Raw genomic sequence first — 11094 nt, forward strand, 5'->3', positions numbered from 1 at the left:
ACGGGCGGTTCAACGCCGTCGTGCACGAGCGGCCGGCTCGGGGGCGGGTGCGGGGGGCGCTTGCGCGGCTTCTGCGTGGTCTCAGGGGAGGCGGCGCGCGAACTCCTCGGTCGCTTCCCTGACGTCCTCGGCCGTCCATGCCAGGCCCGGTCCGTTCACGGTGACCTCCGTGACGGACAGGCCCGGCGGGCCGTCGGGGAACCAGCGCCAGAAGAGCTGCGTGCCGGTCTCCTCGGACTGCGCGACCGTCGCCTCGTTCAGGACCTCGGGCGGGTACGGCAGCCAGACCTGGAACTGGTGGGTGTGCGGCGGATCGGGGTGCACGCGCGACCACGGCACCTTCGAGGCCGTGAGGCCGTCCCGCAGCGCGTCGGCCACCACGCGCGCGTGGGCGACGTATTCCGGCAGGCGCGGCAGGACCCGCTTGAGGCCGAGCAGGGCCGACACGGCGGTCGGGAACTGCTGGAACATCAGGCCGCCGTACCGGTGCCGCCAGGCGCGGGCCTCCTCCGTCAGCGAGCGCGGACCGGCGAGCGCGGCGCCCGCGATGCCTTCGAGCGACTTGTAGAACGACACGTAGACGCTGTCCGCGAGCGCGGCGATCTCCGTCAGCGGGCGGCCGAAGTGTGTCGTGCACTCCCACAGGCGCGCCCCGTCGAAGTGCACCACGGCGTCCCGTTCGCGCGCCGCCGCCACCACGTCCGTGAGCTCCTCCCAGGTGGGCAGGACGTAACCGGCCTCCCGTAGGGGCAGTTCCAGCATCAGCGTGCCGAACGGCTCCTCGAAGTCGCGCACTTCGTCGGCCGTGGGGGAGCGCGGCTCGTCCGTGGGGTGCACGGTGCGCAGACCGCTCACCACGGAGAGGGCGCCCCCCTCGTGGACCTCCGGGTGCGAGCGCGGGTGCAGGGCCACCGTCGCGTTGCCGGTGCGCCCCGCCCAGCAGCGCAGCGCGACCTGCTGGGCCATCGTGCCCGTGGGGAAGAAGACGGCGTCCTCCTTGCCGAGGAGCCGGGCGACCTCGTCCTCCAGGTCGGCGACCACGCCGTCGCCGTACATGTCGCCGAGCTGCTCCATGTCCGCGACACCGGCGGCGCCCGCGGCCAGGTCCGAAAGCCGCTCGGCCAGGGTGAGGCCCATCGGGGGGCGGGCCAGGATCAGCTTCGCGCCGCGCGCGGCGGCGAGCCGCCGGGCCCGCTCGTCGGGCTCGGCCGGGGCGCCCTCGCCGTCCTTCGTCGCCGCCGGCCCGTCCTCGCCGTCGGTCCGTGCGTCCAGCTCGCCTGCGCGGTCGTCCCGCGCGCCGTTTGCGGTCATCCACAGATCATCGCGCGCGGTCGTACGAATGCCCACAGGCTGTGGACGGCCGACGGCGCCGCGCGAGGCAATAGCGTTAGCATGACGAGAAATCGTCCGGTACCCCGAGCGGACTGGAACGGAAGGCGTCAGAGCGTGAACGCATCTCACCGGCCGGAGCAGCACCCGGAGCCCCGGTCGGACCCCAGGGACCGCCCCGCGCGGCTCACCGTGGGCGTCGTCGGAGCGGGCCGTGTCGGCTCCGCTCTCGCGGCGGCGCTCCAGCTCGCCGGGCACCGCCCGGTGGCCGCGTCCGGGGTGTCCGACAGCTCCGTGCGGCGCGCCGCCGCGCTGCTGCCCGACGTGCCGCTCGTCGCGCCCGCCCAGGTCCTCGCGCGCGCCGACCTGGTCCTCCTGACCGTGCCGGACGACGCGCTGCCCGGACTGGTCGAAGGCCTCGTCGAGACGGGCGCGGTGCGCCCCGGCCAACTGCTCGTGCACACCTCCGGGCGGTACGGCACGAAGGTCCTCGACCCCGCCCTGCGCGCGGGCGCGCTGCCCCTCGCGCTGCACCCCGCGATGACGTTCACCGGCACCGCCGTGGACGTACAGCGCCTGGCGGGCTGCTCGTTCGGCGTGACCGCCCCCGACGAGCTGCGGCTCGCCGCGGAGGCCCTGGTCATCGAGATGGGCGGCGAGCCCGAGTGGATCGCCGAAGAGGCCCGCCCGCTCTACCACGCGGCCCTCGCGCTCGGTGCGAACCACCTGGTCACGCTGGTCGCCGAGTCCATGGAGCTGCTGCGCGACGCGGGCGTGGCCGCCCCGGACCGCATGCTCGGCCCGCTGCTCGGCGCCGCGCTCGACAACGCCCTGCGCTCCGGCGACGCGGCCCTGACCGGACCCGTCGCGCGCGGCGACGCGGGCACGGTCGCCGCGCACGTCGCCGAACTGCGCAAGCACGCGCCGCAGACCGTCGCCGGCTACCTCGCGATGGCCCGCGCGACCGCCGACCGCGCCCTCGCCCACGGCCTCCTCAAGCCGGAGCTCGCCGAGGACCTCCTCGGCGTCCTCGCGGGCGGCGTGACCGCCCCCGGCGGCCCGGACGGACCGCGCGGCGGGACCACGGACGGAGAGGGCGCATGAGCCACGCGACCGACCTGCTGCACACTGCCGCCGAACTGCGCGCCCGCGCGCGTGCCGGGCGCCGCGTCGTCGTGATGACCATGGGCGCCCTGCACGAGGGCCACGCCACGCTGGTCCGCACGGCACGCGAGGCGGCCGGACCCGACGGCGAAGTCGTCGTCACGGTCTTCGTGAACCCGCTCCAGTTCGGCGCGGGCGAGGACCTGGACCGCTATCCGCGCACCCTGGAAGCCGACATCAAGACCGCCTCGCAGGCGGGCGCGGACGTCGTCTTCGCCCCCTCCGCGGACGAGGTCTACCCCGGAGGCGAGCCCCAGGTCCGCGTGACCGCGGGCCCCATGGGCACCGTCCTCGAAGGCGCCACCCGCCCCGGGCACTTCGACGGCGTGCTCACCGTCGTCGCCAAGCTGCTGCACCTGACGGCGCCCGACGTGGCGCTGTTCGGCCAGAAGGACGCCCAGCAGCTCGCCGTGATCCGCCGCATGGTGCGCGACCTGAACTTCGACGTGGAGATCGTCGGCGTGGACACGGTGCGCGAGGACGACGGCCTCGCCCGCTCCAGCCGCAACCGCTACCTGTCGCCCGAGGAGCGCCGCACCGCGCTCACGCTCTCCCGCGCCCTGTTCGCCGGCCGCGACCGGCACGCCGCCCAGGAGGCCCTGCGCGCCCGCGCCGCCCTCGCCCCCGCGACGCACGCGCGCGTGGACGGCCTGAACGCCCTGGGGGAGGCCCGCGCCGCCGCCGACGCGCACGCCGTCGCCCAGGCCGCGCCCACCGGCCCCGCCGGGCCCGACGCGGTCCGCGCCGCCGCCTGCCAGGTCCTCGACGAGGGCGCCCGGCTGCGCCCGCCGCTGGTCCTGGACTACCTGGCGCTGGTCGACCCGGCCGACTTCCAGGAGATCCGCTCCGGATACGAGGGCGAGGCGGTCCTCGCCGTCGCCGCCAAGGTCGGCACGACCCGCCTGATCGACAACATCCCGCTGACGTTCGGAGCCCCCGCATGAGCGCGCACCCGGACGGCCGCACCGCCACCGTCACTGTCGTCGGCACCGGCAGCACCACAGTCACCGACATCACCACCGTCACTGACACCACCATCGTCACCGACATCGCCGCAGACGCCCGCCCGACCCGGATCGGAGCCCCCGCATGAGTGCCACCGGCATACGGCTGTACGCCCCCGCCCCCGGCTGGTCGCTCGACGCCGACGTCGTGGTCGTCGGCTCCGGAGTGGCGGGCCTCACCGCCGCCCTGCGCTGCTCGGCGGCCGGCCTGAACACGGTCGTCGTCACCAAGGCCCGCCTGGACGACGGCTCCACGCGCTGGGCACAGGGCGGCATCGCGGCGGCACTCGGCGAGGGCGACACCCCCGAACAGCACCTGGACGACACCCTCGTGGCGGGCGCGGGCCTGTGCGACGAGGAGGCGGTGCGCACCCTCGTCACCGAGGGACCCGACGCCGTACACCGCCTCATCGCGACCGGCGCGCACTTCGACGAGTCCGAGGAGGGCGCCCTCGCGCTCACCCGCGAGGGCGGCCACCACCGCCGCCGCATCGCGCACGCGGGCGGCGACGCCACCGGCGCGGAGATCTCCCGCGCCCTCGTCGAAGCGGTCCGCGCGCGGGGGATACCGACGGTCGAGAACGCGTTGGTTCTCGACCTCCTCACGGACGACGAGGGGCGCACCGCCGGCGTCACCCTGCACGTCATGGGCGAGGGCCAGCACGACGGCGTGGGCGCCGTGCACGCGCCCGCCGTGGTGCTCGCCACCGGCGGCATGGGCCAGGTGTTCTCCGCGACCACGAACCCGTCCGTGTCGACGGGCGACGGCGTCGCACTCGCCCTGCGCGCGGGCGCCGAGGTCTCCGACCTGGAGTTCGTGCAGTTCCACCCGACCGTGCTCTTCCTGGGGGCGGACGCGGAGGGCCAGCAGCCGCTCGTCTCCGAAGCCGTGCGCGGCGAGGGCGCCCACCTGGTCGACGCCGACGGCGTGCGCTTCATGGTCGGCCAGCACGAGCTCGCCGAGCTGGCACCGCGCGACATCGTCGCCAAGGGCATCACGCGCCGCATGCAGGAACAGGGCGCCGAGCACATGTACTTGGACGCCCGCCACTTCGGCGCCGACATGTGGGCCACCCGCTTCCCGACGATCCTGGCCGCCTGTCGCGCCCACGGCATCGACCCGGTCACCGAGCCAGTGCCGGTCTCCCCGGCCGCCCACTACGCCTCCGGCGGCGTCCGCACCGACCTGTACGGCCGCACCACGGTGCCGGGCCTGTACGCGTGCGGCGAGGTCGCCTGCACGGGTGTGCACGGTGCCAACCGGCTCGCCTCCAACTCCCTCCTGGAGGGCCTGGTCTACGCAGAGCGCATCGCGGACGACATCACCGCCCTGCACTCCGATGGCGCCCTCCACGCGCGCGTGCCCGCCGACACCGCGACCCCGGAGCGGCCCGCCCACCCGCTGCTGCCCCCGGAGGCCCGCTTCACCATCCAGCGCGTGATGACCCGGGGCGCCGGAGTGCTGCGCTCCGCCGCGTCCCTCGCCGAGGCCGCCGACCGGCTCGCCGCCGTCCACGCGGACGCGGCGGGCGCGCTGGCCGAGGACGGCAAGACCGCAGAGCCCGGTGTGGAGGCCTGGGAGACCACCAACCTCCTGTGCGTCGCCCGCGTTCTTGTGGCGGCGGCACGGCGGCGCGAGGAGACTCGTGGCTGCCACTGGCGCGAGGACCACGCGGACCGCGACGACGCGGCATGGGGACGCCACATCGTCGTACGCCTCAATCCCGACCGGACCCTCGCCACCCGCACCACCGACAACGCCCGTTTCCCCAGCACCCAGGAGCAGTGACCGACGTGAGCACCCCCGACCTCCCCCTCGCCGGCGGTACCGGCGGCTGCGGCGACGCCTGCGGCTGCGGCGACGCGGCGCCCGACGCGATGGAGTGCGGCCTCGACCCCACGCTCGCCCGGATGCTGGACGACGCGGGCCTCGACCCCGTCCAGATCGAGGACATCGCGCACCTCGCCATCGCCGAGGACATGGAGTTCTCGCCGGACGCCGTGGACGTCACGACCGTCGCCACCATCCCCGAAGACGCCGTCGCCACGGCCGACTTCACCGCGCGCGAGGCGGGCACGGTCGCGGGCCTGCGGGTCGCGGAGGCCGTGCTCTCCGTCGTCTGCCAGGACGAGTTCGAGGTCGAGCGGCACGTCGAGGACGGCGAGCGGATCGAGGCCGGCGACGTGCTCCTGAGCGTCACCGCGCACACCCGCGACCTGCTCACCGCCGAGCGCAGCGCCCTGAACCTGCTGTGCCGCCTGTCCGGCATCGCGACCGCCACGCGCGCGTGGGCGGATGCCCTGGAGGGCACCGCCGCCAAGGTCCGCGACACCCGCAAGACGACACCGGGACTGCGCTCCCTGGAGAAGTACGCGGTCCGCATGGGCGGCGGCGTCAACCACCGCATGTCGCTCGCCGACGCCGCCCTGGTCAAGGACAACCACGTGGTCGCCGCGGGCGGCGTGACACAGGCCTTCAAGGCCGTACGGGAGATGTTCCCGGGCCTGGCCGTCGAGGTCGAGGTCGACACCCTGCACCAGCTCCGCGAAGTCGTCGACGCCGGCGCCGACTTGATCCTCCTGGACAACTTCACGCCCGGCGAGACCGAGGAGGCCGTCGCCCTCGTGGGCGGCCGCGCCCTCCTGGAGTCCTCCGGCCGCCTCACCCTGGAGAACGCCGCGACGTACGCGCGCACGGGCGTCGACTACCTCGCGGTGGGCGCCCTCACCCACTCCTCGCCGATTCTCGACATCGGCCTGGACCTCCGCGAAGCCACGGTCTCCGGAGAGGCCGCGGGCTGATGCTGCTCACCATCGACGTAGGCAACACCCACACCGTCCTCGGCCTGTTCGACGGCGAGGACATCGTCGAGCACTGGCGCATCTCCACCGACGCCCGCCGCACCGCCGACGAACTGGCCGTGCTCCTCAACGGGTTGATGGGCATGCACCCGCTGCTCGGCGAGGAACTCGGCGACGGCATCGACGGCATCGCGATCTGCTCCACCGTCCCGTCGGTCCTGCACGAGCTGCGCGAGGTCACAAGGCGCTACTACGGAGACGTGCCCGCCGTCCTGGTAGAGCCCGGCATCAAGACCGGCGTCCCGATCCTCATGGACAACCCCAAGGAGGTCGGCGCCGACCGCATCATCAACGCGGTCGCGGCGGTCGAGCTCTACGGAGGCCCCGCGATCGTCGTGGACTTCGGTACGGCGACGACGTTCGACGCGGTCTCCGCGCGCGGGGAGTACGCGGGCGGTGTCATCGCCCCCGGCATCGAGATCTCCGTGGAGGCCCTCGGCGTACGCGGCGCGCAGCTCCGCAAGATCGAGCTGGCCCGGCCGCGCAGCGTCATCGGCAAGAACACCGTGGAGGCCATGCAGTCGGGCATCCTGTACGGCTTCGCGGGGCAGGTCGACGGCGTCGTGCAGCGCATGGCGCGCGAGTTGGCGGGGCCGGACGGCAACCCCGAGGAAGTGACCGTGATCGCGACGGGCGGGCTCGCGCCGATGGTGCTCGGCGAGGCGGCCGTCATCGACGAGCACGAGCCCTGGCTGACGCTGATCGGCCTTCGGCTCGTCTACGAACGGAACGTGTCACGCGGCTGAGCGCGCGTTTCACGCCGCGAGGCGCGGACGGTCGCCAAGTTTTCGCATCCGCGGGACAACCCGGGTCCTCCTCCAAGAGTCTGTGCTGCGGGGGGTTCTGACCGGGTGTCTGGTGCGGGTGTCTGATGAGCGTGGGGCGGATGAGGGGCAAGACACGGCTGGGTGTCGTGGCGGCGGTCGCGGTGGTGGCGCTGACGGGGGGAGTGGCGCCCGTGGCGGCTGTGTCCTTGGCGGCGGAGCCCGTGGTGACGGCACCCGTGACGGTGGCGGCGGCCGACGGTCCGGCCGTCTCGTCGCCGACGCCGGGCCCGCCCGAGGCGACAGCGACCCCGTCGCCCGCGTCCACCCAGGCCCCCGCGGGGCGCATGGCGGACACCGGGGCGGGGATCGTTCCGTGGATCGTGGCCGGGGCGGCGGGCGCGCTCGGCGTGGGAGCGGTCGCGTTCGCGACGACCCGGCGCCGACAGGACTGATCCGGCGCCGACAGGACTGACCCGACGGGGAGGGGCCGCCACCCGGGCCGCCACCCCGACGGGTGTCCGTTAAGAGGATTTTGTTCGTCTTCCGCGTATCGTCACCCCATGCCCACGCCATACGGATCCCGGGGCGGCATGGCCTTCGGCGCGCAGGAGCTGCGAGTGCTCCGCCGTGCTCTGGCCCACGCCCTGCACCCCAGTACCGTTCGTGTCCTTGACGACCAGACCGTGCAGGCCTGCGTGCGCCTCGCCGACGACATCGACGAGGCGGTGCGCGAGGGCGCCCGGCTGCGCGCCTTCCTGGTGGCCGATCTCGCGCGCTACCGGGCCGCGCTGCCCGGCACCGCGGCCGGGTATCTGGAGCTCCTGGAGGACGTGCTCCCCACCGGGTACCGGCCGGGCGCCGACGACCTCGCGGCGCTGCGCGCCCTGCGCGGCAACCCGCGCGCTGCCGCGCTGCTCGACCGCTGCCGGACGCTCGCGGAGGAGGCCGTGCGGGCGCGCCTCGCGGCGGCCACGGAGGCCAGGGGCAACGTTGCCCGGACCGGCGCGGGCAGACCCGCGGTGCCCGCGTCGCGGCCCGCGCAGGGCCCGTCCGCGAAGACCCGTCCCGCGGTGCCCCCGTCCCGCACCCGCCTGCTCGCCCTGCCCGGCGGGCTCACGGCCGCCGACGAGAAGACCGAGAAGGACCAGAGGCCCGCCCCCCGCCCGACCCCGCCCGCCGAGCCCCCCGCGACACCCCAGGAGCGGCCCCGCCCCGTGCCCACCCCGGCCGAGGTGTTCCCGCCCAAACGCCCGGCACCGCCTGCCGCCCCGGCGCAGGAGCTCGCCGCGGGCTAGCTACGCTGGGGGCATGGACTACGTCTCCGCGCTCGTGCCCCCCGTAGTGATGGCCGTGTTCTTCGTCGGCCTCATCGTGACGATCGTCAAGACCCAGGGCGGCGCCAACAAGGCCAAGGAGGACGCCGCCGTCGACGCGGCGATCGCCCGCGCCGAGTCGGTCCGGCAGACCCCGAAGACCGGCGACGCCTGAGCGCTCGCCCGCCCGCCATGCCCCCGGCGTACGACTCGACACCGAGTCGTACGCCCTTTTTGTTGCGGAAATGCCCGGTATGCCACGTCCATCACGCCATTAGTGACCTCGCCCACTATTGTTCAAGCGTGCCTCGCCCATTGGGAGAACTCGAAGACGCAGTGATGACCCGGGTGTGGAAGTGGAACCGCCCCGTGACCGTTCGAGAAGTCCTGGAAGACCTTCAGCAGGAACGGTCCATCGCGTACACGACCGTCATGACCGTTTTGGACAATCTCCATCAGAAGGGCTGGGTGCGCCGCGAAGCGGAAGGCCGGGCCTATCGATATGAGGCGGTCTCCACGCGTGCCGCGTACGCCGCCGCACTGATGAACGAAGCCTGGTCGCAGAGTGACAACCCGGCGGCCGCTCTCGTCGCCTTCTTCGGGATGATGTCGCCGCAGCAGCGGGAAGCGCTGAGCGACGCCGTTCGCATGGTGGAAGGCGACACGGATCGCAAGGCGGAAGCCGAAGCGGATCGAAGGGCGGAAGCCGAAGCCGGGGCCGAACGCGAGGCGGAAGCCGAGCAGAACCCCACAGCCCCCGAGCCGGGGTCCGAACGATAGCGTCCGCTCATGCCAGCACAGCCCGACGAACTCCCGCAGGCGCCCGGCGAACTCGGCGCGCGCGGTGTGCTCCCGGCAAATGCGGTCTCCGTACGCAGGGCCCGCACCGCCGATGTGCCCGCGGTCCGGGGCCTGCTCGACCCGTACGTCCGCCGGGGCATCCTGCTCGACAAAGCGACGGTCACGCTTTACGAGGACATCCAGGAGTTCTGGGTCGCGGAACGCGCGGCGGAGGACGGCAAAGCGGGTCCTGTGGTCGGCTGCGGCGCGCTGCACGTGATGTGGGAAGACCTTGCCGAAGTACGCACGCTGGCGGTGAATCCACAGGTCAAGGGCGCGGGCGTGGGGCATCGGCTGCTCGGTGAGTTGCTGCGGACCGCCCGCTGGCTCGGTGTCCGGCGGGTTTTCTGCCTCACCTTCGAAGTGGACTTCTTCGCCAAGCACGGCTTCGTGGAGATCGGTGAGACGCCCGTCGATACGGTCGACACAGATGTCTACAGCGAGCTGCTGCGTTCCTATGACGAGGGCGTCGCGGAGTTCCTCGGCCTCGAACGAGTGAAACCGAACACCTTGGGCAACAGCCGGATGCTTCTGCATCTGTGATCGTGACCGAGCTATTCCGGGCAGTCACATGCCCGGGTGCCCTATGTCCGAAACGCGCATGTTTCCCGGGATCTCGTGCAGCCGGTCTCTCCCAGGGGTTTGTGTTTTTCCAGGAAAAGCGGTTTGCTTTCCGACGTACTGCAGTGCTGCATATAACAGGGGGCGGGGAATCTGCGGCTCATGCCGCACGGTTCGGCCCTGAAGTTATCGATGAAAGGAAATCCGGTGGCACAGAAGGTTCAGGTCCTTCTTGTCGATGACCTCGATGGCGTCGAGGCGGACGAGACCGTGACGTTCGCGCTGGACGGCAAGTCGTACGAGATCGATCTCACCACCGCGAACGCCGACAAGCTGCGCGGTCTTCTCGAGCCGTACCTCAAGGGCGGCCGTCGGACCGGGGGCCGCTCCAGCGGACGCGGCAAGGCGCGCGCCGCGGCTTCGGGCGGCAGCCAGGACACGGCGCAGATTCGCGCGTGGGCGAAGGACAACGGCTTCGAGGTCAACGACCGCGGCCGCGTCCCCGCGTCCATCCGCGAGGCCTACGAGAAGGCCAACGGCTGACTGCTCGTGCGCCACAGCCGGACCCGGTGGCACTGCGTTGCCGCCGTGTCCACGAGGCGTACGAGATCGGAGCCCGCGGCGGAGCCGGAATGGGGGTCGGTTCCGCTGCCGCCCGCGCACAGGGCCGCGCTCGGCGCCAGGGTCGCCGCGGCCGTGAGTGACGGCAGCGTCGCCTCCACCTCGTAGCCGGGCTCGGGGGGCCGCAGCCAGACGGCGGCCCCTCGCGGACCGGGCGGGCCGGGAGGGGTGGGCGCGTCGACCAGACCGCCCGCGCCGATCGCCTTCAGGTCCAGGGGGATGTCCCCCCACTCCAGCCAGTCGAGCAGCCCCGGCAGCTCGTCCGCGCTGCCCGCGGCCACGAACAGCCGCATCGTCTCGCCGTGCAGGGCCACGGGCGCCTTCGGGCCCACATGCCGCAGCGCCGCGAATCCCGCCTCGGCCGGCAGCTCGAACACGTCGAAGCGCAGCCCCGTGAGCAGCCGGATGTCCGGCCCGGGAGTCACGGCCCAGCCCAGGCCGTTCTCGTACCAGCACCGCACCGCCGCCGGATCCCATGGGGCCGCGCCGTGCGGGCCGCGCTCGTCGACCGGCGGCCTGGGGTGGGGAACGCTGAGGGCCATGCCCCGAGCAACAGCGCGAGGCACGCTGGGGTTACGGTCCACGTCACGCTGGGTGTCGACACGGATGCGTACGGTGGTCGAAAGGGGGGCG

Annotated in this window: 14 protein-coding genes; 12 read left to right on the forward strand and 2 right to left on the reverse strand. The window is 73.4% G+C overall.

Going from position 1 to position 11094, the window contains the following annotated elements; all coding sequences use genetic code 11:
* Positions 1–81: 81 nt before the first annotated feature.
* The gene (locus IEY91_RS36240; RefSeq protein WP_189177182.1) at positions 82–1311 is read right to left on the reverse strand and encodes a threonine aldolase family protein; all 1230 of its coding nucleotides are present in this window, start codon (positions 1309–1311) and stop codon (positions 82–84) included.
* Positions 1312–1521: 210 nt separating this feature from the next.
* Here IEY91_RS36240 and IEY91_RS36245 point away from each other — a divergent pair, with 210 nt between their 5' ends.
* From IEY91_RS36245 to IEY91_RS36300, 12 genes are all read left to right on the forward strand, one after another.
* Positions 1522–2433, forward strand: a complete 912-nt coding sequence (locus IEY91_RS36245) for a Rossmann-like and DUF2520 domain-containing protein (protein ID WP_229697464.1) — start codon at positions 1522–1524, stop codon at positions 2431–2433.
* Positions 2430–3437: a pantoate--beta-alanine ligase gene (gene panC / locus IEY91_RS36250; protein ID WP_189177183.1), complete on the forward strand. Its 1008-nt coding sequence runs from the start codon at positions 2430–2432 to the stop codon at positions 3435–3437. Before IEY91_RS36245 ends, panC begins: the two co-directional genes overlap by 4 nt.
* The gene (locus IEY91_RS36255) at positions 3434–3586 is read left to right on the forward strand and encodes a hypothetical protein (protein ID WP_189177184.1); all 153 of its coding nucleotides are present in this window, start codon (positions 3434–3436) and stop codon (positions 3584–3586) included. The genes panC and IEY91_RS36255 overlap by 4 nt, the downstream gene beginning before the upstream one ends.
* On the forward strand, positions 3583–5286 hold the full coding sequence (locus IEY91_RS36260; RefSeq protein WP_189177185.1) for an L-aspartate oxidase: 1704 nt from the start codon (positions 3583–3585) through the stop codon (positions 5284–5286). Before IEY91_RS36255 ends, IEY91_RS36260 begins: the two co-directional genes overlap by 4 nt.
* 5 nt (positions 5287–5291) lie before the next feature.
* Positions 5292–6299, forward strand: a complete 1008-nt coding sequence (gene nadC, locus IEY91_RS36265; RefSeq protein ID WP_189177186.1) for a carboxylating nicotinate-nucleotide diphosphorylase — start codon at positions 5292–5294, stop codon at positions 6297–6299.
* Positions 6299–7105, forward strand: coding sequence for a type III pantothenate kinase (locus IEY91_RS36270; RefSeq protein WP_164322196.1), 807 nt, complete (start codon positions 6299–6301; stop codon positions 7103–7105). The genes nadC and IEY91_RS36270 overlap by 1 nt, the downstream gene beginning before the upstream one ends.
* 140 nt (positions 7106–7245) lie before the next feature.
* A complete protein-coding gene (locus tag IEY91_RS36275) occupies positions 7246–7578 on the forward strand; it encodes a hypothetical protein (RefSeq protein WP_189177187.1) in 333 nt (110 codons plus the stop codon).
* A 108-nt stretch (positions 7579–7686) separates the two neighbouring features.
* Positions 7687–8421, forward strand: coding sequence for a hypothetical protein (locus tag IEY91_RS36280; protein WP_229697455.1), 735 nt, complete (start codon positions 7687–7689; stop codon positions 8419–8421).
* Between the two features lie 13 nt (positions 8422–8434).
* Positions 8435–8614 (forward strand): hypothetical protein, encoded by a 180-nt coding sequence (locus tag IEY91_RS36285; protein ID WP_016644144.1) that lies wholly within the window; start codon positions 8435–8437, stop codon positions 8612–8614.
* 128 nt (positions 8615–8742) lie between these two features.
* On the forward strand, positions 8743–9219 hold the full coding sequence (locus IEY91_RS36290) for a BlaI/MecI/CopY family transcriptional regulator (protein ID WP_229697456.1): 477 nt from the start codon (positions 8743–8745) through the stop codon (positions 9217–9219).
* A 9-nt stretch (positions 9220–9228) separates the two neighbouring features.
* Positions 9229–9822 carry an amino-acid N-acetyltransferase gene (locus IEY91_RS36295; RefSeq protein ID WP_229697457.1) on the forward strand — a complete coding sequence of 198 codons (594 nt, stop codon included), beginning with the start codon at positions 9229–9231 and terminating at the stop codon, positions 9820–9822.
* A 225-nt stretch (positions 9823–10047) separates the two neighbouring features.
* Positions 10048–10383, forward strand: a complete 336-nt coding sequence (locus IEY91_RS36300; protein WP_164322192.1) for a histone-like nucleoid-structuring protein Lsr2 — start codon at positions 10048–10050, stop codon at positions 10381–10383.
* Here the strand turns inward: IEY91_RS36300 and IEY91_RS36305 are convergent.
* The gene (locus tag IEY91_RS36305) at positions 10362–11003 is read right to left on the reverse strand and encodes an SCO3374 family protein (RefSeq protein WP_189177188.1); all 642 of its coding nucleotides are present in this window, start codon (positions 11001–11003) and stop codon (positions 10362–10364) included. The genes IEY91_RS36300 and IEY91_RS36305 overlap by 22 nt on opposite strands.
* Positions 11004–11094: the final 91 nt, after the last annotated feature.

The sequence above is a fragment of the Streptomyces lasiicapitis genome, from assembly GCF_014646335.1.
GTDB classification, from domain to species: Bacteria; Actinomycetota; Actinomycetes; order Streptomycetales; family Streptomycetaceae; genus Streptomyces; species Streptomyces lasiicapitis.